Source organism: Glaesserella sp. (assembly GCF_041817755.1).
Taxonomy (GTDB): domain Bacteria; phylum Pseudomonadota; class Gammaproteobacteria; order Enterobacterales; family Pasteurellaceae; genus Glaesserella.
This window is the reverse complement of record NZ_JBGYBX010000049.1, coordinates 65,423-90,670: the sequence shown is the minus strand read 5'-3', so window position 1 is coordinate 90,670 and position 25,248 is coordinate 65,423. Positions and strand designations below refer to the sequence as shown.

The 25,248-nt window shown below is 42.3% G+C and carries 19 protein-coding genes, 1 pseudogene and 1 CRISPR repeat array; of the genes and pseudogenes, 8 read left to right on the top strand and 12 right to left on the bottom strand.

The window, feature by feature from the left end:
- Positions 1 to 7: 7 nt before the first annotated feature.
- A CRISPR array of direct repeats spans positions 8 to 967; the repeat unit is 36 nt; unit sequence GTTGTAGCTCCCTTTCTCATTTCGCAGTGCTACAAT.
- A gap of 267 nt (positions 968 to 1,234) precedes the next feature.
- From cas2 to ACEYKX_RS07525, 7 genes are all read right to left on the bottom strand, one after another.
- Positions 1,235 to 1,561, bottom strand: a complete 327-nt coding sequence (gene cas2 / locus ACEYKX_RS07555; RefSeq protein WP_373767799.1) for a CRISPR-associated endonuclease Cas2 — start codon at positions 1,559 to 1,561, stop codon at positions 1,235 to 1,237.
- On the bottom strand, positions 1,554 to 2,468 hold the full coding sequence (gene cas1 / locus ACEYKX_RS07550) for a type II CRISPR-associated endonuclease Cas1 (RefSeq protein ID WP_373767798.1): 915 nt from the start codon (positions 2,466 to 2,468) through the stop codon (positions 1,554 to 1,556). Before cas1 ends, cas2 begins: the two co-directional genes overlap by 8 nt.
- Positions 2,469 to 2,525: 57 nt before the next feature.
- A complete protein-coding gene (gene cas9 / locus ACEYKX_RS07545) occupies positions 2,526 to 5,699 on the bottom strand; it encodes a type II CRISPR RNA-guided endonuclease Cas9 (RefSeq protein WP_373767797.1) in 3,174 nt (1,057 codons plus the stop codon).
- Between the two features lie 301 nt (positions 5,700 to 6,000).
- The gene (locus tag ACEYKX_RS07540; RefSeq protein ID WP_373767796.1) at positions 6,001 to 7,338 is read right to left on the bottom strand and encodes a replication-associated recombination protein A; all 1,338 of its coding nucleotides are present in this window, start codon (positions 7,336 to 7,338) and stop codon (positions 6,001 to 6,003) included.
- Positions 7,338 to 7,826, bottom strand: a complete 489-nt coding sequence (mreD, locus tag ACEYKX_RS07535) for a rod shape-determining protein MreD (protein WP_373767795.1) — start codon at positions 7,824 to 7,826, stop codon at positions 7,338 to 7,340. The genes ACEYKX_RS07540 and mreD overlap by 1 nt, the downstream gene beginning before the upstream one ends.
- A complete protein-coding gene (gene mreC, locus ACEYKX_RS07530) occupies positions 7,826 to 8,878 on the bottom strand; it encodes a rod shape-determining protein MreC (protein ID WP_373767794.1) in 1,053 nt (350 codons plus the stop codon). Before mreC ends, mreD begins: the two co-directional genes overlap by 1 nt.
- 96 nt (positions 8,879 to 8,974) lie before the next feature.
- On the bottom strand, positions 8,975 to 10,027 hold the full coding sequence (locus tag ACEYKX_RS07525) for a rod shape-determining protein (RefSeq protein WP_373767793.1): 1,053 nt from the start codon (positions 10,025 to 10,027) through the stop codon (positions 8,975 to 8,977).
- A 272-nt stretch (positions 10,028 to 10,299) separates the two neighbouring features.
- Between ACEYKX_RS07525 and pntA the strand changes: the two genes are divergently transcribed.
- Both pntA and pntB read left to right on the top strand, forming a co-directional pair.
- On the top strand, positions 10,300 to 11,832 hold the full coding sequence (pntA, locus tag ACEYKX_RS07520; protein ID WP_373767792.1) for a Re/Si-specific NAD(P)(+) transhydrogenase subunit alpha: 1,533 nt from the start codon (positions 10,300 to 10,302) through the stop codon (positions 11,830 to 11,832).
- A 10-nt stretch (positions 11,833 to 11,842) separates the two neighbouring features.
- Positions 11,843 to 13,216, top strand: a complete 1,374-nt coding sequence (gene pntB / locus ACEYKX_RS07515; RefSeq protein WP_373767791.1) for a Re/Si-specific NAD(P)(+) transhydrogenase subunit beta — start codon at positions 11,843 to 11,845, stop codon at positions 13,214 to 13,216.
- Between the two features lie 45 nt (positions 13,217 to 13,261).
- On the opposite strand, the pseudogene ACEYKX_RS07510 reads toward pntB, so the two are convergent.
- A pseudogene (locus tag ACEYKX_RS07510) lies at positions 13,262 to 13,648 on the bottom strand (TatD family hydrolase); the annotation flags it as partial.
- A gap of 47 nt (positions 13,649 to 13,695) precedes the next feature.
- On the bottom strand, positions 13,696 to 14,844 hold the full coding sequence (gene metK / locus ACEYKX_RS07505; protein ID WP_373780676.1) for a methionine adenosyltransferase: 1,149 nt from the start codon (positions 14,842 to 14,844) through the stop codon (positions 13,696 to 13,698).
- Between the two features lie 222 nt (positions 14,845 to 15,066).
- Here metK and ACEYKX_RS07500 point away from each other — a divergent pair, with 222 nt between their 5' ends.
- On the top strand, positions 15,067 to 15,978 hold the full coding sequence (locus ACEYKX_RS07500) for a DUF5672 family protein (protein WP_373767789.1): 912 nt from the start codon (positions 15,067 to 15,069) through the stop codon (positions 15,976 to 15,978).
- A 42-nt stretch (positions 15,979 to 16,020) separates the two neighbouring features.
- Positions 16,021 to 17,160, top strand: a complete 1,140-nt coding sequence (gene argE / locus ACEYKX_RS07495) for an acetylornithine deacetylase (protein WP_373767788.1) — start codon at positions 16,021 to 16,023, stop codon at positions 17,158 to 17,160.
- 363 nt (positions 17,161 to 17,523) lie between these two features.
- On the opposite strand, the gene moeB is transcribed toward argE, so the two are convergent.
- The 3 genes from moeB to ACEYKX_RS07480 all read right to left on the bottom strand — a co-directional run bounded on the left by moeB (position 17,524) and on the right by ACEYKX_RS07480 (position 20,296).
- Positions 17,524 to 18,279, bottom strand: a complete 756-nt coding sequence (moeB, locus tag ACEYKX_RS07490) for a molybdopterin-synthase adenylyltransferase MoeB (protein WP_373767787.1) — start codon at positions 18,277 to 18,279, stop codon at positions 17,524 to 17,526.
- A gap of 1 nt (position 18,280) precedes the next feature.
- Positions 18,281 to 19,513: a molybdopterin molybdotransferase MoeA gene (gene moeA, locus ACEYKX_RS07485; protein ID WP_373767786.1), complete on the bottom strand. Its 1,233-nt coding sequence runs from the start codon at positions 19,511 to 19,513 to the stop codon at positions 18,281 to 18,283.
- Positions 19,514 to 19,672: 159 nt separating this feature from the next.
- Entirely contained in the window at positions 19,673 to 20,296 is a 624-nt protein-coding gene (locus ACEYKX_RS07480; RefSeq protein ID WP_373767785.1) for a MarC family protein, read from the bottom strand.
- A gap of 80 nt (positions 20,297 to 20,376) precedes the next feature.
- Here ACEYKX_RS07480 and ACEYKX_RS07475 point away from each other — a divergent pair, with 80 nt between their 5' ends.
- The 4 genes from ACEYKX_RS07475 to ACEYKX_RS07460 all read left to right on the top strand — a co-directional run bounded on the left by ACEYKX_RS07475 (position 20,377) and on the right by ACEYKX_RS07460 (position 25,180).
- Entirely contained in the window at positions 20,377 to 22,290 is a 1,914-nt protein-coding gene (locus ACEYKX_RS07475; protein ID WP_373767784.1) for an ABC transporter ATP-binding protein, read from the top strand.
- Between the two features lie 7 nt (positions 22,291 to 22,297).
- Positions 22,298 to 23,278 (top strand): o-succinylbenzoate synthase, encoded by a 981-nt coding sequence (menC, locus tag ACEYKX_RS07470; RefSeq protein ID WP_373767783.1) that lies wholly within the window; start codon positions 22,298 to 22,300, stop codon positions 23,276 to 23,278.
- A gap of 87 nt (positions 23,279 to 23,365) precedes the next feature.
- A complete protein-coding gene (locus tag ACEYKX_RS07465; RefSeq protein WP_373767782.1) occupies positions 23,366 to 24,004 on the top strand; it encodes a cation diffusion facilitator family transporter in 639 nt (212 codons plus the stop codon).
- A 153-nt stretch (positions 24,005 to 24,157) separates the two neighbouring features.
- Complete coding sequence (locus ACEYKX_RS07460; RefSeq protein ID WP_373767781.1) at positions 24,158 to 25,180, top strand: Fe(3+) ABC transporter substrate-binding protein; 1,023 nt, start codon at positions 24,158 to 24,160, stop codon at positions 25,178 to 25,180.
- The last annotated feature ends 68 nt before the right edge of the window (positions 25,181 to 25,248 follow it).

The following is a 25,248-nucleotide window of genomic DNA, read 5'->3' as shown; positions in this document are numbered from 1 at the left end:
GCTAACCGTTGTAGCTCCCTTTCTCATTTCGCAGTGCTACAATTTATTCAGCTTACATAGCAAATATCGTAAAGTTGTAGCTCCCTTTCTCATTTCGCAGTGCTACAATCTATGCTGCCTTCCATGCGTAGTTTGTCGTGTTGTAGCTCCCTTTCTCATTTCGCAGTGCTACAATTCCGCCACTGCGTTAATCTCTTTCGCAATGGTTGTAGCTCCCTTTCTCATTTCGCAGTGCTACAATATATTGCTAAGTGATTGCCACGACAAACATGTTGTAGCTCCCTTTCTCATTTCGCAGTGCTACAATTTTAGCTGAAATGAATGAGGTGAAGAAATGGTTGTAGCTCCCTTTCTCATTTCGCAGTGCTACAATTGATTGCACTACTACATACGAGGGCAACCGGTTGTAGCTCCCTTTCTCATTTCGCAGTGCTACAATAAAACAGCCGGATGTCCGGCTGTTTGTTACGTTGTAGCTCCCTTTCTCATTTCGCAGTGCTACAATGAGCCTTGTATATTATGAAAACCCCAACCCGTTGTAGCTCCCTTTCTCATTTCGCAGTGCTACAATTTGAAGGTTCTCGTAAGTTTACTAATAAAAGTTGTAGCTCCCTTTCTCATTTCGCAGTGCTACAATTTGGCACAGTATTACCATACCGCAGACCTTGTTGTAGCTCCCTTTCTCATTTCGCAGTGCTACAATAAAAGAATTGATCGAAGAAATCCAAAAAGAGTTGTAGCTCCCTTTCTCATTTCGCAGTGCTACAATACGTTAAGTTCTTTTAAACTCACCACCGCAGTTGTAGCTCCCTTTCTCATTTCGCAGTGCTACAATTTTAGAAGATCAGTTATGATCGGGTCGAGAGTTGTAGCTCCCTTTCTCATTTCGCAGTGCTACAATACTTCTAAGAATGAGTGCAGATCGCTTGCAGTTGTAGCTCCCTTTCTCATTTCGCAGTGCTACAATACCTATGCTCCAAAGTCTTATCCAGTAAGGGTTTGGGGCATTTTATTTATATAAAAAACAAGTAATTTTCTCTCAACAAGCGGTTGGTTTAGTGAAATTTTTTGCAAAAAACTGTGGTAAAAAATCATCCATAATTTATACCAAAGTGATTTTTAGGCATAAATTTAGAAAAAACACTGTTCATTAAACAAGCGTTTAAACAATATTTTTGTTCAAAATAAAAGCAATCAGACTGTTATATGATTTTCAGTATTTCAATATTTTTTATTAAAAAAGTAGCATTTGGTTTGCATTAACTTTTTTCTCTTGAACCTTCAACTCTCCTAATAAAATCTGCATACTAGCAAACTGTTTTTCTGTAACTTCTAAGCAACGGATTGAACCTTCTTCAGGCAGATGTTCACAAAGTCTTTTATGATGCTTATCTAATGCATCTCGTCCCCGAACAATGCGGGCATACACTGAAAGCTGTAACATTTGGTAGCCATCTTTTAATAAAAATTGGCGAAACTGATTGGCGGCTTTGCGTTTCGCCACGGTGGTGACGGGTAAGTCAAAAAAGACGATCATTCGCATAAATTTTGCCTCACTCATAACGATGTTCCTCAAGCGGTAAGATTTCGGGAAGTTTTAACAAATCCGCATCTTTACTCATTAACGCATTTTGAAAGGACGCAATAGCTCTGTCTATGGTAGCTAATACACTAAACGTCTGTTGATTAATGCTCATTTGATAATGCAATAAACGAATAAGCTGTTGTTTAGTCGCTGGGGTTAAGCCGTTATCGAGCTTATTTTCTTTCCAAAGATGCCATACCATTAAATCGACCAAGGGGCGAAATGGTTCAATAAAATCATCAGCAAGGTTAAAGGGGTTTTGTTCATTATGATGAAACAGCCCTAATGCAGGTAGCCAACCATATTGTACTAACGCCCTTGCCACTGCGGATCGTAATATCGTATAAGCATAGTTCAGATGAGCGTTAATGTGATTTTCTTGCCAGCGACGAAAATCCTTACCAAATGCCGTTTGAAAATAGAGTTGAGCAGCTTGTGCCTCTATATTTTCTTTATCACCTGATTTCACTTGCGTCGCCATTGCACACAATCTTTTCGCTTCTTTAGGGTGATGGGATTGGGTAAGCGCAAAGGCTTGATTGCGGATTTTCTGCTGCACAATCCGTTGCCAAAGTTGCTTTTTCTGCGGTTGGCTTGCTTCAAGTTGTAGTTTAAGTGTTTTTAATTGGCGATGATATTGAGCGAAAGGCAACCACTGCCCACAAGGTAAAAATTGCTCATCACAGCTAAGTAGTGTGATACCTTGTTGAGCGAAAGCCGAAAGTAGCGGAATGGTGATTACCGTTTCCCGACTTTCCACCACGACAATGGCAATATCTTCAAGGGGAACAGTAAATTCCTGCTCTTCTTGTTGGATTAACATCTGTTTATGTTTTAAGGATAACTTTCCTCCGTTACTGATTAAAATACTTCGCCAGCTCATAACCTTCTCCTTGAATTGAAAAAAATCCCTGCTTTCATTGAAAACAGGGATTTAAAATTAACGAACAGGTGGACGTTTTTTCATTAAACGACAAGGTCGAATGTTTTTACCGAGTTCATCAACTTGGTATTTTTGGATAGAAATAGCCGTTTTTGTTCCCAAACGATATTCTCCTTCTTCACCTTTTTGTTTATCTAGATCGTGTTCTCTTAGCTTAATACGACCATTTGATCTATCTAAACCGATATAATATCCAAAGAATTTTTCTTTCTTCGTTACCACTTCCACTAAATCATTTGGATAAAGTGCAAACTGGAAGGTAGCATTTTTATCCATTTCTTCCCATTCAGCTTCATCTTTATTCGCAACCACAGCCCTATTCGGCAAAATCCCTTTTGCGACTTGCCAAGTATAAATCGGAACAAGGAAATATTTTCCGCCTTTAATAAAGACATCTACTCGCACCATTTCAGGATTAGTAGCAATACCACCCCTAACATTTATACCAGATTTCAATTTATTAATTTCTTTGGTATCTGGCATTTTTACTTTAATAGATTTTACTAATACTCCGCCTTTTTTATAGAAGGGTTCTTCAAATGCTTTCTTAGGATCGTTGCCATATTCTAGTAAACGTTTCATCAGATCGTTATATAAGTCCTTATCTCTTTCTGGATTAACCATATTTTTTAAACTATCTAATGTGAGGTCTGAAAGAGAAATTTTGGATAAAATAAACCCAGTTTTTAATGGTTTTGCTGATCTAATAGTTTCTTTATGCCCTTGCCCCGTCATTTTGCGTGTTGGAGCTCGTGAAACAAAGAGCGGTTGAATAAACTCGTGATTTGCTTGCGGTCGATCCGGCAAGGCGATAACGACATCTTCTGCCGGGTTTTCGCTAAATACGCGAATTTCCACTTCTTGACGGAAGAATTTCCAAGGTTCAGGGAAATGGAAACGGATGATTTCTCCCGTTTCCTGATCAATTTTTTCCCCCTTAAACACATTCATCTCTTTATCACGCACATAATCGGTAATTTTCTTTTGTAATGCACGAGTAGAACAAGCGACGACAATTGCATCGACTGCGTGATGGCGGTCATTCTCTTCACGCACTTTTTTAATGCCCCAACTTCTACGAAGTAGAGCGGTAATTTGACCATTTGAGGCAAATACACGTCTTTCGCCTCGCCCGACTAATTGCATATTGTCTTCAATAAAATGGCATAGAAAACGTGCTACATAGCGAGTATCATTCAAGTTACGTTTTTTAAATCCTTCTTCATCAAGCTGCAGCGTTAAGACCCGTTGTTTTTTGCTATAAGGGAAACGGCTACCATTAACCAACGCCTGAAATAGTTTCCAACGCTCTGAGTTGTCTTTACCATTTAACCACTCATAAGGTGTTTGATTACCTTTGTTCTGATTTTCACCGGCAAGCACTAACACTTTATTATTAAAACTGTCATCCCAAGTACGAGAGAACGGTAATGCGTGATCAATTTCTACATAGCCTTTTTCAAGCAAGCGGTTTAAATCTAACTCTTTGCCTGAATATAAACATTTACCGTGTTGTTGCTCATAAAGACGCATTTTTAGAATATCTTTCGCTTTTGGCTCACCCACAAAAGCAGGGAAAAATTCTTTAAATTTTTCTACCGCTCTTTGTCGCTCATTGCGATTTTCTTCCTGACGCTTGGTAATATCTCGGCGTTCACTAAAAGATTTACCCACTTCTCGCCCTGTTTCAATATGAATACGAGCTGGTGAACCGTATAAACGAACCACACCGTTAATCACTTTTCGAGCTTGAGATAAGGTACGTAGCACCACAGGATTACGAATGTCTTCCTCGGGAACTTTTGGTAAGAAACGCAATTCGAGTTGCTCTTTTTTACCATAGTGATCGCCATAAACCTGTTTACACGCCTCATCGTAACGCAAACCTTGTTCCATAAGCGGTAGGATTTTGGCTAAACTTTGCAAAGAGAGTTGAATAAATTTATCAAAACTCAGATTTTCTAATAGGGCATTTAATACCGCAGTCGGTAACTCGCCATTGAGATATTGGCTAATATCTTCATCAGTTTTATAAATCGAAAAAGCCGTACCGATTTTATCCAACAACGCTGGTTTGGTTTTTAAGCCGTTCCATTCGGTTTTCAACCCATTATTTTCTAAGGCTTTGCGAATGGCATGCCAAGCCTTCATTTCCATTAAGGTTGCACTTTCCGCATTATCTTTGCCGTAACGTACGCCTTTAAAAATCGCTAAATCCGATAATTCCAGCAGTTTCCGTGCTTGAGCATAAGTAAATTTCGCTTTTTCAAAAGGTTGATGTATCAGTAATTGACGTTCTTCAGCCGTTAGCCCACGATCTGAACCGTTTTCTAAAATGCGTAAATTATTGAGCCTAGTAAGCCACACAAAATATTCTGCACTATAACTATTTTTAGCAGCTTTATATTCGGTGGGTTCAAAGGTACATTTCCCTAACATTTTTAAGATAGCTTCGCCAGATAATGCAGGTTTTTGCCACATTAATAATCCTGCAATGGCTTGCTCAAGGGATTGAGAAGTATAAGGATTGTGAAATTCACGTTGTTTTTGGAAAAGTAAACGAAGTTCTGCCAGTAAGTCATTACGATCAAAGGTATGGCTGTAAGCTCCTCGCTGATTGCGGATATGACCTTCTTCCTGTTGGAACTTTTTAATCGCAATTTCAGCTGGGGTAGAAAATGCTTTAGTTTGTAATAACTGGTGGTTTTCACTCACTCCTTTTAACAATGTCCCCAGCTCTTTATTGTCGGTTTTACTTTCGTTTTTACGCTGTGATAAATAGCCACGATGTTTTAACAAATGTAATAACACCGCCGCCCATTCCGTACGATCTAATAAGTAGTTCAAGCCCTTAACACGCAACTCCCAAGGGTTATTCGGCAATGGCTTAACATCATCTGCTTGCAAAATCCCTTCTTGTTTTAATAAACGCTTGGCTTTGAGCAAACGAACGGCTCTACGTCTGACTAAACGTCTGCTACTTCTTGCCAAACGGCGAGCAAGGGCGAGAGAATCCCCTGTTTTAGGCACTTCCGCTCGTTCAAAGGTTCTTACCCCTAAATCAATTAAACGAATCGGGTGTTCATTTTGATCAATTTCAACAACCGCCCATCCTACAGAGGCAATACCTAAATCAAGACCTAAAACATAATTTAATAATTTCTGTTCCATTGAAACTCTCCTTTTAAATTAATGTAAGTTTACGTTTGTTATTATTATCATAATTCTGACACATTGTTGACAAGTTTTATTTAAATTTGTAGAATTGCTCACATATTGTTGCACTGCGAAATGAGAAACGTTGCTACAATAAGGCTTTTCTGAAAAGAATTGACCGCAATGCTCTGCCCCTTGTAATTTCGGTTACAAGGGGCATCATTTTTTTCTATTCACGATGTCTCATACTCCTATGAATTGAATAGAAAACATTTGGCAATATGTATTTTGGGGCTTAAACAGTGAAAGGAAAAATCTACTTATAACGCTGCATATCACTCTGCAAATCCAGCCCTCTCAGCCACGCTAATTTTTCTTTGATTTGCTTTTCCATTCCGCGTTCGGTCGGGAAGTATAATTGAGTGTCTTTCAGTTCAAAAGGGAAGTAGTTTTCCCCAGCAGCGTAGGCGTTAAGTTCATCATGAGCGTAGCGGTATTCTTCGCCATAGCCAAGGGATTTCATTAAGCTAGTCGGTGCATTACGCAGATGTTCGGGAACGTCGTAATCTTTGCCTTCTTGGGCTAAGCGTTTGGCTTGTTTGAATGCGGTGTAAACGGCATTGCTTTTTGGGGCAACGGCAAGGTAAATCACCGCTTGGGCGATGGCTCGTTCGCCTTCGTAAGCCCCTACTCTGGTATAACAATCCCACGCTGCAAGGGCGACTTGCATTGCCCTTGGATCGGCATTGCCTACATCTTCTGAAGCTATCGCAAGTAGTCGGCGAGCAACATACAGTGGATCGCCGCCAGCGGTTAAAATACGAGCGTACCAGTACAATGCACCGTCAGGGGAAGAGCCTCGAATGGATTTATGTAAAGCGGAAATCAGATCGTAATAGCGGTCGCCACCTTTGTCAAAACGAGCTTGACGTTCACCTAAAACTTCGGTGAGTAAGGCTTTATCCAGTAATTTTCCTTGTGGTAATTGCTCTGCCATGTCGCACATTAATTCAAGGCAGTTAAGAGAAAAACGCCCATCACCATTGACGTAATCCGCCAGCAGTTGAAGCACATCATCTTGAATAATGAGTTTTTCATTGCCTAGTCCACGCTCTTTGTCTGCAATGGCATTTTGCAAAATTTTTAGAATATCGACCGCTTGTAGTGGCTTGAGAATGTAAATTCTTGCCCGTGACAGCAAGGCGTTATTCAGTTCAAAGGACGGATTTTCAGTGGTTGCACCGATAAAAATAATGGTGCCGTCTTCAATGTGGGGTAAAAAGGCATCTTGTTGGCTTTTGTTAAAACGGTGGACTTCATCAACAAAGAGTAAAGTACGTCTGCCGGATTGTCGGTTGAGTTTGGCTTTTTCGATGGCTTCTCGGATCTCTTTGATACCGCTGGTGACGGCGGATAGGCGTTCAACTTCGGCATCAAGTTCGTTTGCGATAATTTCAGCAAGGGTGGTTTTGCCTGTGCCCGGGGGACCCCAGAAAATCATTGAGTGGCTATGTCCGGCTTCAATAGCTCGGCGTAGGGGCTTGCCTTCGCCGATCAGGTGTGATTGTCCGACATATTCAGCTAAAGTGCGTGGTCGCATTCGAGCGGAAAGGGGACGAAAATCCGCAGAAAAATCGAAAGATAAACTGTTCATTAGCGTAAATGCAGTCCTCGACGTATGTGTCGCATCAGTAAGAAAATCCACGGCCACAAGATACCGCTCAATATTGCACCGAATAATTCTTGTGAATTAAATTCCGCACTGTGTAGCACCAACTCAACAAAGAAAATGACAAAACGGATTAGCGCCACATAGACTATCACCAATAAGCTTTGTAACCACAGTGAAAGGTTTCTTAAAATCAGGTGATACTTCGCGATAATGTAAATAGCAATAGATAAAACCAGCGCATGGATTCCCAAAATAGAGCCCAATACCAAATCCCATACGATACCGGCTAAAAATGCAGTACCAACACTGATTTTATCCGGTAAAGCCAATGCCCAATAAATCAGCACCAGAATGACCCAACTTGGGCGTAATCCCTGAAAGCCCACCGGCCAAGGCATAATTTCCAAGACAAAGGCAACCACAAAAATTAAAATTAAAACGAGTAGCTGAAACAGTGCATTTTCTCTCATTATTCCGCTCCTTGTTCTGTATTGTTATCTATGCCGTTTTCTACATCAGGTTGTGATGCCGGATTCTCTGAAAGATCCTCTAAAAGCGCAGGCTCCTCTTTAGACTCGTCATTATTCACCTGCATTTTTTTACTGTTATTGAGTCGATCTAACGGATTTAGCGTACGACGTCGTTCTTCAACTGCATCGCGCACATCCTGCGGAGAAAGACTTTGTGCTTTGCGGATTTCTTCACTGGTCGGCCAAAGTAACAATAAATAACGCAATCGATCCAGTGAAGCTAAAGGACGCGCCGTTGCACGGGCAAAATGGCTTGAACCGTCATTAATGATATTTTCGACTACCGCAACCGGATAGCCTTCAGGGAAATGCCCGCCTAATCCGGACGTCACGAGAACATCGCCTTCCGCAATATCAACGGTACGAGGTAAGTTATCGAGAATAAGCTCATCATTATGCCCCGTTCCGTTCGCAATGGCACGAACATCACTCCGTAAAACCTGAATAGGGATTGCATGCGTAACATCCGTAATCAACAATACCCGGCTGCTTCTTTCTCCAACGGAAATCACTTGTCCGACAACACCACGCTCATCAATAATCGGCTGTCCGACAAATGCACCGTCATTAGCACCTTGGTTAATCACGACTTGTTGGCGATAAGCATCCATCTCCGCTGTTAATACCTCGGCGATTTTCTTATATTCATCTTGGCGTAACGGAGAACTGAGTAATAATCGCAAACGCTGATTTTCAACCTTCAATTGATCAAGTAGCAGCAAATCGGCATTTTTTTCACGAAGCTGCTCTTTTAATACTCGGTTTTCCAACTGCAGCTTTTGGCTGTCAATAAAATTATTACTGACACCGTCCAATACTGTTCTCGGCGTATTCGCAAAATAATACAGACCGCTTACCGCCGTTTCCAACACATTGCGCATTTGAATCATCATACTGCTACGCCCGTCTAAAAAAATCAGACTCACAGAGATCGCCACGGCAAAAAACAGTCGGGCACCAAGAGAGGGGGCTTTAGCGAAAATCGGTTTCATATATTTACATGGATATCGAAAGGGAAATGCGGATTAAAAGGAAAATGGACAATCAATCTATATTGTCCATTCTCAATTTCATTTTAGTAGGGTGAATCAGTTATCGTCACTGAACAAATCACCACCGTGCATATCGATCATTTCAAGTGCTTTACCACCACCGCGCGCCACACAGGTTAACGGATCTTCCGCCACGATAACCGGTACACCTGTTGCATTTGCAAGCAATACATCAATATTTTGTAATAACGCACCGCCACCGGTTAAGACCATACCACGTTCAAAAATATCTGCTGCTAATTCAGGAGGACATTGTTCTAATACAGCTTTTACCGCTTCTACAATTCCGTTTAGCGGTTGTTCAATGGCTTCCAACACCTCTTTAGATGTTAATAAAAACGTTCTTGGAGCACCTTCAGCAAGATTATGACCATGTACTTCAATTGATCGAATTTCATCCTCATTTTGGATATATGCCGTCGCAATTTCTTTCTTAATGCGCTCAGCCGTAGTTTCACCGATTGCCGAACCGTAGTGACGACGAACATAAGCAACAATCGCCTCATCAAATTTGTCACCACCGATACGCACGGAAGAAGAATGAACGATACCGTTCAATGAAAGTACCGCCACTTCGGTCGTACCACCGCCAATATCGATAACCATCGATCCTGCGGCTTCTGCAACAGGTAAACCTGCACCTATCGCCGCAGCCATCGGTTCCTCAATTAAATAAACTTCACGAGCACCTGCCCCGATTGCCGATTCTTTGATGGCTTTACGTTCTACTTGCGTCGCCCCCGCTGGTACACAAACCAATACACGTGGGCTTGGCTTCATAAAATTATTGCTGTGTACTTGTTTGATAAAGTGCTGTAACATTTTTTCAGTCACATAGAAATCCGCGATCACACCGTCTTTCATCGGACGAATCGCTAAAATACTTTTCGGGGTACGACCCAACATGGATTTGGCATCCGTTCCTACTGCCGCAATACTTTTTAACGAACCAATTCTGTCTTGGCGAACTGCAACAACGGAAGGTTCATCTAAAACGATACCTTGTCCTTTAACATAAATCAGTGTATTTGCCGTACCTAAATCGATAGAAAGATCGTTTGAGAAGAGTCCAAGAAATTTTTTAAACATAAGGGTGTTCCATTATTGATAATGATGTTTGAATCAAAAAACAAAAGCCCCGCAAGGGGCAAAAATTGTGCTAAATATAGCAAAAAAGTGCCATAACTCCAATATTTAATACATTTTTTTAAAAGAATTACGCGATCCCCCTTAAATTTTATCTATCTCAACCGTTTATTAGAAATTTTTTGGCGAAGGATAAAAATAAATGTTACATTTACAGCCGTTTTATCTTAACGAAACAATTTCATTCTTAAACTAAAAATCATACAGGAGTCTTTATGCTTATTGGTGTACCAAGAGAGCTGTTGGACAATGAAAGTCGTGTGGCGGCAACGCCAAAGACAGTCCAACAAATTCTCAAACTAGGCTTTGATGTGCTCGTTGAACACGATGCAGGTTTTAAAGCAAGTTTCGAAGACAACGCATTTGTGGAAGCAGGTGCGAAAGTCGGCACGCAAAAAGAAGTTTGGAACGCAGACATTATCTTCAAGGTGAATGCGCCGACCGATGCTGAAATTGCACTGATGAAATCAGGTGCAACCTTAGTCAGCTTTATTTGGCCGGCCCAAAATCCGGAATTAATGGCTAAACTTTCTGCAAAGAAAATTAACGTATTAGCAATGGATGCCGTACCGCGTATTTCACGCGCGCAATCCTTAGATGCGTTAAGTTCTATGGCAAACATCGCCGGTTATCGTGCGGTCGTTGAGGCAGCACATGAATTCGGTAGTTTCTTTACCGGTCAAATTACCGCAGCAGGTAAAGTCCCGCCGGCAAAAGTGTTGGTTATCGGTGCCGGTGTCGCCGGTTTGGCTGCCATCGGGGCTGCAAACAGCTTAGGAGCTATCGTTCGTGCATTTGACTCTCGCCCTGAAGTCAAAGAGCAGGTTGAATCCATGGGTGCAAGCTTCCTTGAAATTGATTTCAAAGAAGAAGGCGGCAGTGGTGACGGCTATGCCAAAGTGATGTCGGAAGAATTTAATCGTCGTGCATTGGCGCTATACGCCGAACAAGCGAAAGAAGTCGATATTATCATTACTACGGCATTAATTCCGGGTAAACCAGCACCTCGCCTCATCACTAAAGAGATGGTCGACTCGATGAAACCGGGCAGCGTGATTGTGGACTTAGCGGCTGCAACCGGCGGTAACTGCGAATATACTAAAGCCAGTGAAGTCGTTGTCACCGATAACCAAGTTAAAATCATTGGTTATACCGATCTTCCTAGCCGTTTACCGACTCAATCGTCTCAACTCTACGGGACTAACCTCGTCAACTTACTCAAACTGCTTGCACCAAATAAAGACGGTCAAATCGACATCAATTTTGAAGATGTAGTGTTACGCGGTGTCACGGTTATTCGTGACGGTGAGGTGACTTGGCCGGCTCCGCCGATTCAAGTTTCTGCTCAACCGCAACAAAAAGCAGCCGTTAAACCGGCAGAAAAAAAAGAAGAAAAACCGGCGGATCCACGTATCAAATACGGTTTAATGGCATTAGCCGGTCTTGCCTTCTTATGGTTGGCTTCCGTTGCCCCGGCAGCGTTCCTTTCTCACTTTACCGTATTCGTCCTCTCGTGCGTTGTCGGTTACTATGTAGTTTGGAATGTCAGCCATGCTCTACACACACCGTTAATGGCGGTAACCAATGCGATTTCCGGCATCATTATTGTCGGTGCATTACTGCAAATCTCACAAGGCGGATTCTTCATCAGTATCCTCGCATTTATCGCAATTTTAGTTGCAAGTATTAATATCTTCGGTGGCTTCAAAGTAACCCAACGTATGCTTGCTATGTTTAGAAAAGGTTAAGGAGAAAGCAATGTCTGAAGGTTTAGTACAAGCTGCATATATCGTTGCAGCCCTCCTCTTCATTATGAGTCTTGCGGGACTGTCAAAACATGAAACGGCAAAAGCCGGTTGTTGGTACGGCATTGTCGGCATGACAATTGCGCTTATCGCCACGATTTTCGGACCGGAATCGAAAGGTACCGTTTGGATCCTGATTGCCATGGCGATCGGTGCGGTCATCGGTATCCGCCAAGCGTTAAAAGTCGAAATGACCGAAATGCCCGAATTGGTGGCGATTCTTCACAGCTTCGTCGGTTTGGCTGCCGTACTTGTCGGCTTTAACAGCTACGGCTTGGCGCATGAAACTGATCCGGTATTACAAAATATCCACAACGTTGAAGTCTTCTTAGGTATCTTCATCGGTGCGGTTACCTTTACCGGTTCCGTGGTGGCATTCGGTAAGCTTCGCGGCATTATCAGCTCAAAAGCATTAACATTACCGCACCGCCATAAAATGAATTTAGCCGCATTAGTTGTATCGGCGTTACTTATGGTCGTTTTCGTCAATAATCCGCATAATATCTTTCCGGTATTAATCATGACGGCAATTGCCCTAGCATTCGGTTGGCACTTGGTTGCCTCTATCGGCGGTGCGGACATGCCGGTGGTCGTTTCCATGCTGAACTCTTATTCCGGTTGGGCGGCAGCGGCGGCAGGTTTCATGCTCAGCAATGACCTGTTAATCGTCACAGGTGCATTAGTCGGTTCTTCCGGTGCGATTCTTTCTTACATCATGTGTAAAGCGATGAACCGTTCGTTCATCAGCGTTATCGCCGGCGGCTTCGGTAACGATGTTCAAGTCAGCAATGATCAAGAATACGGCGAACACCGTGAAACGACGGCGGAAGAAGTGGCTGAAATGCTTAAAAATGCAAGCTCCGTGATCATCACACCGGGATACGGCATGGCGGTAGCGCAAGCACAATATCCGGTTGCCGAAATTACAGCGAAATTACGTGAAAAAGGCATCAATGTCCGTTTCGGTATCCACCCTGTTGCAGGTCGTTTACCGGGTCACATGAACGTCTTGCTCGCTGAAGCAAAAGTTCCTTACGATGTGGTGTTGGAAATGGACGAAATTAACGAAGATTTCCCGGATACCGATGTTGTCTTGGTTATCGGGGCGAATGATACCGTTAACCCTGCGGCAATGGATGATCCGAACAGCCCGATTGCCGGTATGCCGGTATTAGAAGTGTGGAAAGCACAAAACGTCATCGTGTTCAAACGCTCAATGGCGGTAGGTTATGCCGGTGTTCAAAACCCGCTGTTCTTTAAAGAAAATACCCAAATGTTATTTGGTGATGCAAAAGAACGTGTGGATGATATCTTAAAAGCACTTTAATTCTTATCTATATTAAAAAGAGAATGGGCAACCATTCTCTTTTTTTATTTGCAAATTTATCGGCAAATCGTACCGCTTGCAGAGCACGATAAACCGTTCTAAAAGTTCAATATAAGGCTGATAATCCAAATTCGGCTGCTCACGTTTTAGATAATAGGGCAAACCGACTTCACCGCAAGCGGTCAGTTCTTGATGATTTTTTGCAATCCATTCAAACAGTTGTTCTTGTTCTACGAATGAAGGTAAAGGCTGTTCGGGATGAAAACCTGCTGCGATATAAATATGTGGGAATTGCTGTTTAAGTGCCAATAAACGTTGGCTACTGGCTAAATCTGTTGCGACCGCAAGCACACCTGCCAGTTTTGGGTTTTGGATGATGTTACGAATCTGAGATTCCGCATATTGATCCAAATGAATATGACTGTCGAACATACGCGTAAGAAAAGGGCGAACACTGTTCGCCCATTGATGATGTTGACCTATTTCGCATCCGCTCTTAATGCTTCCGCTTTATCCGTTTTTTCCCAAGGGAAATGCTCACGACCGAAGTGTCCGTAAGCGGCAGTTTCACGATAAATCGGACGGATTAAATCTAACATTTTGATTAAGCCGTATGGGCGTAAATCGAAATGTTCACGCACTAAACGCACTAATACTTCATTGCTTACTTTGCCTGTGCCAAAGGTTTCCACCATAATTGATGTCGGCTCTGCAATACCGATCGCATAAGAAAGCTGAATTTCACAACGATCTGCTAAACCTGCAGCGACAATGTTTTTTGCGACATAACGTGCAGCATAGGCAGCTGATCTATCCACTTTTGACGGATCTTTACCCGAGAAAGCTCCGCCACCGTGACGAGCTGCACCGCCGTAGGTATCAACGAGAATTTTACGACCCGTTAAACCACAGTCGCCCATTGGACCGCCGATCACGAAACGACCTGTCGGGTTGATAAAGTATTTAGTATTTTGGCTTAACCATTCGCTTGGTAATACAGGCTTGATGATCTCTTCCATCACACCTTCAAACACCGTTTTCTGATCAACGTGTTCTGCGTGTTGGGTTGAAAGCACCACAGCATCAATACCTTTGATTTTGTTATCTTCGTAAATAAAGGTTAATTGGCTTTTTGCATCAGGGCGTAACCAATCTAATTTGCCTGACTTACGCACTTTCGCTTGTTGTTCCATTAAGCGGTGAGCGTAAGTGATTGGAGCCGGCATTAACACTTCCGTTTCATTTGTCGCATAACCAAACATAATCCCTTGGTCGCCTGCACCTTGCTCTAACGGGTTAGCACGATCCACTCCTTGATTGATGTCCGGTGATTGTTTACCGATAGCATTTAATACTGCACAAGAGTGAGCATCAAAGCCCATATCTGAATGGGTATAGCCGATGTCGCAAATCACTTGGCGAGTTAAGTTTTCAATATCCACCCAAGCAGAAGTGGTGATTTCACCGCCTACAAGTGCCATACCTGTTTTTACGTAGGTTTCACACGCCACACGTGCTTTCGGGTCTTGTTTGAGAATTTCGTCTAATACTGCATCTGAGATTTGGTCTGCGATTTTATCCGGATGCCCTTCGGATACCGATTCCGAGGTAAATAAGTTGATTGACATTGACTTTATCCTATTGATTTATATTAATTATCTGTAATAAACAAGCGGTCTGTTTTTGCAAAAATTTTGCAATTTCCGACCGCTTGTCACGAATTCTTTTTGGAAGTATTTCCGTCTAGACGTCCATAATACATTTTTCACCCAACGATGACAAATAATTTTTAATTTCGACGAGGTGTTATGATAAATTAACACTCTCATTTCATTTATTGTGGAGACGATATGTCATCGCCGACCTTAACTATTGCTAGCGTCACCGGACACCAAGGATATGCTCAAGGTTCAGTCTATGCTATTGAAACCAGTTTTCAAGAATTACAAGGAAGGATTCCTCACATAAAATGTTTATTGATTAGCCCTGAACGTCCCGACGTTTTACCTGATCACATTCAACATATTCCCTGCCAACCGTTCAGTTATTTTGAATATAACTTATTTATGATTTACGGATTAGGGCAACTGATTGAAACAGATTTTTGCCTTGTCGTACAACATGACGGTTGGGTGATCAACGGTAATAACTGGCGTGATGAATTTTTTGAATATGATTACATCGGGGCGCCTTTGCCGGACTTAGCCGAAATTCGAGACAACCAATTTATTCGTCATTTTAATCCCGATGTTTGGTTGGCTCATAAAGATAATGCCCCGGAATATTTCTACGAATGGCAAAACGGTGGCTTTAGTTTACGTAGCCGTAAACTGTTAAATGCACCGAGAGAATTGGGACTTACTATTGAAGTTGCTGCATGTAATCCGTTTCAATCCCATCCGCTCACATTACAATGGGATTTTTCCCAACAACATATTCAACACGCGGAAGATCTTTATTTTTCTGCCATTAAACGAAGCTTACTTGAACAACACGGTATGAAATTTGCGCCCCGACATCTCGCCGCCTATTTCAGTGTGGAATTCGTTCCGATTCAACAACTAGAGAATATTCCGCTTAATGCCGTATTAGGTGCCCATTTTACTTCACGCTGTACGCTTATCGGTATAAAAAAAGTCCAAATAAATGCAATAGTATATTCATTAGAGGATTTAACTAATAATATTTTTCTCCGTACACTTGCTGAAACGCACCATACATTTGAAATCCCGCCCGAATGCAATAAAATCGAGCCGGTATAATGGTTACAATACTTTTTTATATTATTTTTAAAGAGATAAAGCATGACAACATTGACTTTTATCGAACGTTACAAACAGCTCATCGAAATCCCGACAATCAGTAGTTTGGAGGCCGAGTACGATCAATCCAATCAAGTGTTGATTGAACGGTTGGCGGATTGGTTGAGCGACTATGGTTTTAAAACGGACATCATCGCCGTAGAAGGCAGTCGGCAAAAATACAATTTACTCGCCACCTACGGGGAAGGCGAAGGCGGCTTACTATTGGCGGGACATACCGATACCGTTCCGTTTGATCAAGACCGCTGGAGCGTAGATCCGTTCAAACTGACCGAAAAAGACGGCAAACTTTATGGTTTGGGTACCGCCGATATGAAAGGCTTTTTTGCTTTTGTCGTTGATGCCGTCAGCCAAATCGATCTCACCAAACTGACCAAACCGTTACGCATTTTAGCCACGGCGGATGAAGAAACCACAATGCTTGGCGCAAGAACCTTCGCCCGACATACTCATATTCGTCCCGATTGTGCGATTATCGGCGAACCGACTTCACTCAAACCGATCCGAGCGCACAAAGGTCATATGGGGCAAGCCGTACGTATCATCGGGCAGTCTGGGCATTCCAGTGATCCGTCAAAAGGCATCAATGCCATTGAAATCATGCACGACGTCACCGGGCAGTTAATTCAATTACGCAATCAACTTAAACAGAAATATCACAATCCGCTGTTTCAAGTGCCATACCCGACCATGAATTTCGGCAACATTCACGGCGGCGATGCCATCAATCGTATCTGTGCCTGTTGTGAATTGCAATTGGATATGCGACCGCTTCCTAATCTGGCGGTACAAGATTTGGAAGATATCTTACGCCAACATCTTGCTCCGTTGATTGAACAATGGGGAGACAGAATTCAGATCCGAGCGCTCCATGACGGCATCCCGGGCTATGAATGCGAGCATTCCGCTCAAGTGGTTCAGGTTGTCGAGAAACTGTTGGGCGAAAAATGTGATGCGGTTAATTACTGTACTGAAGCGCCTTTTATTCAACAGCTTTGCCCGACACTGATACTCGGTCCGGGCTCTATTGAACAAGCACATCAGCCGGATGAATTTTTAGCGACGGACTTTATTGAGCCGACCCGCGATTTGTTGAAAAAACTGATTCATCATTTTTGTTAATAACAAGTGGTCGGTTGTTGAGGAAAACTTACAAATGACAACAGTGTGTTTTCACACACTGTTTTATCAATAACATGACATAGCCGGATAAGAAACGGGCAAAAAAAAAGCCCTCAGAATTCTGAGAGCAACACTTTTGATCTAATTCTAGGAGGTATGAATCACTGTTTTATAAAAGGAGACAAATAAAACAAGATCAAAAGTAAAAAACTAAAGGAGGAAATCGTTAATTCCTATTTCTGCTACAATTTTGATTTTTTACACAAAATTCAGCTCAGGAACATCACTAGCTAAATAGTATGCTAAACCGTTTTAGGGGTCAAATAACTAGACCAAACTTTGCACTTCTTGAAAATAATTACTTTATTCATTTTTTTCATCGCATACCGAACAGCCCGCTTGTTTCGGTAGTTGCATTTCTCTGATGGAAAAATGTAATCCGTCGATCATCAACAGCTTACCCGATAAGGTATTCCCGATATTCAACAATACCTTCATAACTTCTAAAGCTTGAAGACTGCCCACGACACCGACAATCGGGGCAATGACGCCGGCTTCAACACAACTCAATACATTTTGTCCGAAAAGCTGACTTAAGCATTGGTAACACGGTTCGTTTTCTCCATAACGGAATACGCTGATTTGCCCTTCAAAACGGATTGCGGAACCTGAAACGAATGCTTTTTTATATTTAAAACATACTTGATTCAATACATTACGGCTATCGACGTTATCCGTACAATCAAGCACAATATCATATTGCGGAATCAACCGATCCCACTCTTCTTTTGTCAATTTTTCGTCAATAGTGAAAATATCAATATTCGGATTCAATTCGGCTAAACGGGCTTTTGCCGAAATCACTTTCGGCACTCCGATAGTCGCATCAGTATGTAACACCTGACGTTGTAAATTCGAGAGTGAAACCGTATCAAAATCGACTAAGGTTAAATGTCCGATACCCGCAGTGGCAAGGTACTGACTTGCAGAACAACCAAGCCCACCCAAGCCGACAATCAATACGCGACTGGCTTTCAATTTCTCTTGCCCGTCAAAATCGACACTTCTTAGTATGATTTGGCGGTTATAACGTAACATTTCGTGATCAGTAAGCTGCATACTATCTTAATAAATGGTTAAACGGCTGAATAGTCACTTGTTCACCCACGGCAACATTGGCACGTTCTTGTTCAAGTACAATAAAACAGTTGCTTTCATTAAACGCACTAAAAATATGCGATCCTTGTGTTCCAACGGTTTTTACTTCAAGTTGTCCATTTTCATTCGCATAGAAAAAGCCCCGTTGGAAATCTTGGCGACCAACAGCCTTCTTGAGTGGAACAGCGCTACAAGCGGTCAGATTAGGCGAAAAGTTTGCAATATGTTCATCGGATCTGCCCGCGAGTTTCAATAATGCAGGCTGAACAAGTTGATAGAAAGTGACTAAAGCAGACACAGGATTACCCGGTAAACCAAAGAACCACGCGTTTTCCAATTTACCAAATGCAAAAGGTTTGCCAGGCTTCATCGCAATTTTCCAAAAGCCGATTTGCCCCAGTTTTTCCAATACACCTTTGGTGAAATCCGCTTCCCCAACGGACACACCGCCACTTGTAATTAACACATCGGCGGTTTGTTGTGCTTCGGTAAAGGTCTTTTCAAACAGACTAGGATCATCCGGCAAAATGCCGTAATCGACAATTTCACAATCCATTTTTTCTAGCAAAAGACGGACGGTAAAACGGTTAGTGTCGTAAATTTGTCCTTCTTGCAACGGATTTCCAACAGAGACTAATTCATCACCCGTTGAAAGAATAGCGACTTTCAAACGTGGATAAACGGCAACTTTATCAATCCCCAGCGAAGCCAATAGCGGTAGGCTTGCCACATTTAATAGACTGCCTTTTGCCAGCACCAATGCCCCTTGCTTCACATCTTCACCAATACGGCGGATATTATCCCCCAATTTCTTCGGTAGGCGATTAATGGTGACAGTGCCATCTGCATTCAGTGTTGTATCTTCCTGCATCACCACAACGTCGGCTTCCACTGGCACTTTTGCCCCCGTCATAATCCGTACACAGCTTCCTTGTGGCATTTCAGCCAGAAACGGATTACCAGCAAAGGCTTTACCGGCGATTTGTAGCGTAGTGGAATGTTCAAGATCTGCCATTCGTACCGCATAGCCGTCCATTGCAGAGTTATCAAAATTCGGCACGTTAATCGGTGAGAAAATATCATCAGCACAAATTCGGTTTACCGCTTGATCAAGCGGAATGATCTCTTGTGATGTTGGACGTGACAGTTGGTTTAGCATCGTGTCGAGCGCTTGAGAAAGTGGAAGTAAAGACATTGGGTGTTCCCTGATAAATACAATTGTTGATACATAAAATATGTGAAAAGGATTGTGTATTATTTGTTCGTAGGGGCAGGTTTATCCCCGCCCGCATCCAAATTAAACCAAACGGGCGGGGATAAACCCCGCCCCTACATTTCGGTTATGCAATGTATATTACCCCATCTGTGCCTGTGTAATAAAATCTTTCAACCCCAGCAAGATATTATTAATCGCTACTGCAGAAAGAATTAAGCCCATGACACGGCTGATAATGGCCGCACCGGCATTTCCGATAAAATGCTGAATACGGTTTGCAATTAAGAATAAAAGATAAGTAATCAGCAATACGGATAACATAATACCGGTGGTAATCACTTGATCACTAAAGCTATAACGATGGTTATCCGTCAATAATACCACTGCCATCATCGCTCCCGGAGATGCAATCGACGGTACCGCCAACGGATAAACCGCTAATTCGTGTAAATTACTTTTCATTTTGATCTCCTGATCCGGCTTACTTTCGCCAAAAATCATCGTCAACGCAAAAAGTAATAAAACTAACCCCCCGGCAATTTGGAATGCCGATAAAGGAATCTGCATCGCATCAAGCAGCCATTGTCCTAATACCAAGAAAAAGAGTAAAATCCCCGCCGCAATTAAAATCGCATTACGGGCAATCTTACGGCGATCTTCCGGTGATAAACCCACGGTTTTTGCCAAATAAACCGGAATAGAACCGATTGGGTCAATAACCGCCCAAAGTACAACAAACTGGACAACTAACGAATCAAACATTGATTTTCTCGACTAAAATAAAACATGGCGTTATTGTGCAACAAATTCTCCCTAAAACCAAATAACTTATTTAAATTTCAATGATCTTTTTTACAAACTTAACATTAAAACGTGGTCAAACGATTTTACTTGAACAAGCGAATGCCACTATTTATACCGGGCAAAAAGTCGGCTTAATCGGCAAAAACGGCTGTGGTAAATCGTCGCTTTTTGCCCTATTAAAAAATGAATTACAGGCAGAAGGTGGTGATGCAAGCTATCCTAAAAACTGGTCGATTGCGTGGGTAAACCAAGAAACCCCTGCATTGGATATTTCTGCGTTGGATTATGTAATCCAAGGTGATCGGGAATATACCCAACTCACAGCTCAACTTGAGCAAGCCAACCTTGAGAATAACGGTAATTTGATTGCCACCTTACACGCCCAACTGGATACCATTGACGCTTGGACAATTCAATCCAGAGCTTCAACTCTACTTAATGGCTTAGGTTTTAGCACCGAACAGCTTCAACTGCCGGTAAAATCCTTTTCGGGCGGTTGGCGAATGCGGTTAAATTTGGCTCAAGCCTTAATTTGCCGTTCCGATTTGTTGCTACTTGACGAGCCAACCAACCACTTAGATTTAGACGCGGTGATTTGGCTTGAACGCTGGTTAAGTAACTATCGTGGTACGTTGTTGCTGATTTCCCACGACCGAGATTTTCTCGATCCGATCATCGACCGTATCTTACATATCGAACAGCAAAAACTATTTGATTACACAGGCAATTACAGTTCGTTTGAAATCCAGCGAGCAACGAAACTCGCTCAACAAAATGCGGCTTACCAACAACAGCAGCAAAAAATCGCCCATTTACAGAAATTTATCGACCGTTTTAAAGCCAAAGCCACCAAAGCAAAACAGGCTCAAAGCCGTGTCAAAGCCCTTGAAAAAATGGAACTGATTGCCCCAGCTTATGCGGATAGCCCATTTTCATTTGAATTTAGAGAGCCACTTTCACTGCCCAACCCTTTATTAATGATGGAAAAAGTCAGTGCAGGCTATGGCGAAAGAACCGTATTGCAATCAGTCAAACTCAACCTAGTACCTGGTTCTCGCATTGGTTTATTAGGGCGAAACGGTGCAGGAAAATCCACCTTGATTAAGCTACTGGCAGGGGAAATTCAAGCACAATCAGGGCATACGCAACTGGCAAAAGGTGTTCAACTTGGCTACTTCGCTCAACATCAATTAGACACCTTAAGAGCAGATGAAAATGCCTTGTGGCATTTAGCTCGCCTTGCCCCTGAAAAAACCGAACAGGAACTACGCAACTATTTAGGCGGTTTTGCGTTTCACGGCGATAAAGTCAAACAAGCGGTCAATTCTTTCTCTGGCGGTGAAAAAGCTCGCCTTGTGCTTGCGCTTATCGTATGGCAACGCCCGAATTTACTGTTGCTCGACGAACCGACCAACCACTTAGATCTCGATATGCGTCAAGCCTTGACGGAAGCCCTGACGCAATATGAAGGATCGCTGGTGATCGTCTCCCACGACCGCCATTTATTACGCAGTACCGTCAATGAATTTTATTTAGTTCACGACGGCAAAGTGGAAGAATTTAACGGCGATTTGGAAGACTACCAAAAATGGCTAAACGAGCTGAATGCTCAGTTGGAATCTGCAAAAAAAGCGGACAATTCGACCGCTTGTCACAATGAAAACAGTGCGGTAAACCGCAAAGAGCAGAAACGCCAAGAAGCCGAATTACGCCAACAAGCCGCCCCACTGCGTAAAAAGCTGACGCAGTTGGAAAAAGAGTTAGAGAAACTTACCGCTAGTTTAACAACCCTAGAAGAAACCTTGGCTTCCCCTGAAATTTATGACGCAGAAAATAAAGCTAAATTGACCGATACCTTGGCAAAGCAAGTGACAACCCAAAAACAGTTGGAAGAAGTCGAAATAGAATGGCTTGAAGTGCAGGAGCAGTTGGAAGTATTGATGAATGGATGATCGAAACATGAAAAAAAATGTCTCTTTATATCGTTACGCCTTACCTGTTGAAACAGGCATTATCTTACGTAACCGCCGTTTAAAGCAACGAGATGGGCTGATTATTCGTTTGCAACAAGATGACAAAGAAGGGTGGGGCGAAATCGCCCCATTACCTGAATTTAGCCAAGAAACCTTAGCCGAAGCAGAAACCGCTGTTCGTCAATGGATTGAAAAATGGCTAAATCATCAAGACGAATCTTTATCATCTTATCCACCGTCCGTTGCCTTTGGGGTGAGCTGTGCCTTAGCAGAGCTAAAGGGCACATTAGGGGAAAAAGCTAATTTCCAAACTGTTCCGCTGTGTTATGGTGATCCTGATGAGCTTTATGCGGAACTGAACCAAATGCAAGGGGAAAAAATCGCAAAAATTAAGGTCGGTCTGTATGAAGCTAATCGAGATGGACTTATTGCGGATATGTTTTTAGAAGCCATTCCCGATTTAAAATTGCGGCTTGATGCTAATCGCTCGTGGACATTGGAAAAAGCGTTGCTTTTTGCAAGCAAAATTGCCCCTGAACGCAAATCTCGCATTCAATTTTTAGAAGAGCCCTGTAAAACCCCCGAACTTTCACGTCAATTTGCTGAGCAAACAGGAATAAATATTGCTTGGGACGAAACAGTACGAGAGCCCGATTTTTTGGTAAAAAAAGCACCGAATCTGACCGCTATTGTAATTAAGCCAACGCTTGTTGGTTCGATTGAAAAATGTATTTCATTAATTGAACAGGCACATCAGCAAGGTTTAATAGCAGTCATTAGCTCAAGTATTGAATCGAGTCTCGGACTGACGCAATTGGCACGCTTGGCTCAACAATATACACCGAACACTACTCCGGGATTGGATACCTTGAATTTGATGCAACACCAACTGTTACGCGCTTGGAAAGGCTCTCTGCATCCTATTCTCGGAATCGACAACCCATATATAGCAAAATTGTATGTATAAAAGCACAATAGATAAAACCTGCTTGACCTTGTAGTCACTACAGACTTTATTCTGACCTAACTGTTTAATTTTTCGGAATTAGAATTTATGCACTCACATTCACACAAACATTCGGAACATTGTTCTCATTCAGAACATGATCACAGCCATATTCCGCAAGATCGACGCATTTTATTGCTCAGTTTTGCTATTATCAGCGTATTTATGCTGGTTGAATTTATCGGTGGTTATCTGTTCAACAGCTTGGCATTGATGGCTGACGCCGGACATATGGCAAACGATAGTTTATCGCTTGGGCTTGCGATAGTTGCGTTGTGGTTTGCAACGAAAAAACCGCGGATTTCACAATGGCTGGCGGTAATAAACGGCAGTTCATTGTTGTTGATTGCCGGTTATATTATTTGGGAAGCCGTTGAACGGCTTCAAATACCACAAACCATGCAGGCATTACCGATGATTGTCGTAGCCACTTTAGGGCTAATCGTAAACCTATTTATTGCCCGCTTAATGCTAAAAGCTAATCATGACAATCTTAACGTGCGCGCTGCCTATTTACACGTTCTCGCGGATTTATTCGGCTCCGTGGTAGCAATTATTTCCGGCTTGACTGCGTATTTTCTTGCCTGGCAATGGGTGGATCCTGTCGCTAGTTTGTTATTAAGCCTGATAATCTTACGTAGCGGCTGGCAAGTCACCGCCAAAGCGGTTCAAACACTCGGAAGATAAAATGCCAATCAATGCCATCGAAGACAATCGCCCCATGGAAATAGGAATAGTTCTTATTGACATGGTTTTATGAACCTTTTAAACTTCCTCCGTTTTATTAAACCGCTTGCTGCCGTTTAGCGAGTTACTCATTCATCATTTTGAGGAAATGTCATGAAAAAATCTCTTTCTACTCTCGCCTTAGCTCTTTCCGCCCTGATCACGTCCAACGCATTTGCGGCAAACGAGGTCAATGTCTATTCCTATCGCCAGCCTTATCTTATCGAACCAATGCTTAAAGATTTTGAAAAAGATACCGGCATTAAAGTGAATGTGATTTTTGCCGATAAAGGCTTGGTCGAGCGTGTAAAAAAAGAAGGCGAATTAAGCCCTGCTGATGTGCTTTTGACCGTTGATATTAGTCGTGTGATGGAGATTGTGAACGCAGGGCTTGCACAAAAAGTAGACTCAAAAACCTTAGAAAGTCATATTCCGGCACAGTTCCGCGATTCAAACGATGAATGGTTCGGCTTAACATCGCGTGCACGAGTGATTTATACCTCAAAAGATCGTGTCGGCAAATTACCTGCGGGCTTTGACTACTTAGATTTAGCGAAACCTGAATATAAAGGCAAAGTATGCGTACGTTCAGGCAAAAACTCATACAATGTATCTCTCTTCGCAGCAATGATTGAACATTATGGTGTAGAGAAAACTAAAGCGTTCTTAGAAGGATTAAAAGCAAATCTTGCACAAAAACCACAAGGTGGCGACCGTGACCAAGTAAAAGCAATCAAAGAAGGGATTTGTGATTACGCTTTAGGAAACAGCTACTACTACGGTAAAATGCTAGAAGATGAAAAACAAAAACCGTGGGCTGAATCTGCCGTCATCAACTTCCCGAGCGGTCAATTCGGCACACATGTGAATATTAGTGCGGTAGCTCTTGCCAAACATTCACCGAATAAAGCAAATGCCGTTAAATTAATTGAATTCTTAAGTAGCGATAAAGCACAACGTTTATATGCCGAACTTAATCATGAATACCCAGTGAAACCGGGTGTTGAGCGTTCTGCCTTAGTGAAAGGTTGGGGCGATTACACCGCGGATACAATCAAACTAGAAGACATTGCTAAAAATTATGAAAAAGCATTGAAATTAGTTGATGAAGTCAAATTTGATGACTTTACAAAATAATTGATAACATAGTCGTAGAGGCAAGTGACATTTGCCTCAAATTATACAGGGGCGAAAGTATTTCGCCC

What these genes read in the sequence shown, in the direction of transcription:
- cas2 (WP_373767799.1), bottom strand. Translation starts at nt 1,561, where the DNA reads ATGAGTGAGGCAAAATTTATGCGAATGATCGTCTTTTTTGACTTACCC.
- cas1 (WP_373767798.1), bottom strand. Translation starts at nt 2,468, where the DNA reads ATGAGCTGGCGAAGTATTTTAATCAGTAACGGAGGAAAGTTATCCTTA.
- cas9 (WP_373767797.1), bottom strand. Translation starts at nt 5,699, where the DNA reads ATGGAACAGAAATTATTAAATTATGTTTTAGGTCTTGATTTAGGTATT.
- ACEYKX_RS07540 (WP_373767796.1), bottom strand. Translation starts at nt 7,338, where the DNA reads ATGAACAGTTTATCTTTCGATTTTTCTGCGGATTTTCGTCCCCTTTCC.
- mreD (WP_373767795.1), bottom strand. Translation starts at nt 7,826, where the DNA reads ATGAGAGAAAATGCACTGTTTCAGCTACTCGTTTTAATTTTAATTTTT.
- mreC (WP_373767794.1), bottom strand. Translation starts at nt 8,878, where the DNA reads ATGAAACCGATTTTCGCTAAAGCCCCCTCTCTTGGTGCCCGACTGTTT.
- ACEYKX_RS07525 (WP_373767793.1), bottom strand. Translation starts at nt 10,027, where the DNA reads ATGTTTAAAAAATTTCTTGGACTCTTCTCAAACGATCTTTCTATCGAT.
- pntA (WP_373767792.1), top strand. Translation starts at nt 10,300, where the DNA reads ATGCTTATTGGTGTACCAAGAGAGCTGTTGGACAATGAAAGTCGTGTG.
- pntB (WP_373767791.1), top strand. Translation starts at nt 11,843, where the DNA reads ATGTCTGAAGGTTTAGTACAAGCTGCATATATCGTTGCAGCCCTCCTC.
- metK (WP_373780676.1), bottom strand. Translation starts at nt 14,844, where the DNA reads ATGTCAATCAACTTATTTACCTCGGAATCGGTATCCGAAGGGCATCCG.
- ACEYKX_RS07500 (WP_373767789.1), top strand. Translation starts at nt 15,067, where the DNA reads ATGTCATCGCCGACCTTAACTATTGCTAGCGTCACCGGACACCAAGGA.
- argE (WP_373767788.1), top strand. Translation starts at nt 16,021, where the DNA reads ATGACAACATTGACTTTTATCGAACGTTACAAACAGCTCATCGAAATC.
- moeB (WP_373767787.1), bottom strand. Translation starts at nt 18,279, where the DNA reads ATGCAGCTTACTGATCACGAAATGTTACGTTATAACCGCCAAATCATA.
- moeA (WP_373767786.1), bottom strand. Translation starts at nt 19,513, where the DNA reads ATGTCTTTACTTCCACTTTCTCAAGCGCTCGACACGATGCTAAACCAA.
- ACEYKX_RS07480 (WP_373767785.1), bottom strand. Translation starts at nt 20,296, where the DNA reads ATGTTTGATTCGTTAGTTGTCCAGTTTGTTGTACTTTGGGCGGTTATT.
- ACEYKX_RS07475 (WP_373767784.1), top strand. Translation starts at nt 20,377, where the DNA reads ATGATCTTTTTTACAAACTTAACATTAAAACGTGGTCAAACGATTTTA.
- menC (WP_373767783.1), top strand. Translation starts at nt 22,298, where the DNA reads ATGAAAAAAAATGTCTCTTTATATCGTTACGCCTTACCTGTTGAAACA.
- ACEYKX_RS07465 (WP_373767782.1), top strand. Translation starts at nt 23,366, where the DNA reads ATGCACTCACATTCACACAAACATTCGGAACATTGTTCTCATTCAGAA.
- ACEYKX_RS07460 (WP_373767781.1), top strand. Translation starts at nt 24,158, where the DNA reads ATGAAAAAATCTCTTTCTACTCTCGCCTTAGCTCTTTCCGCCCTGATC.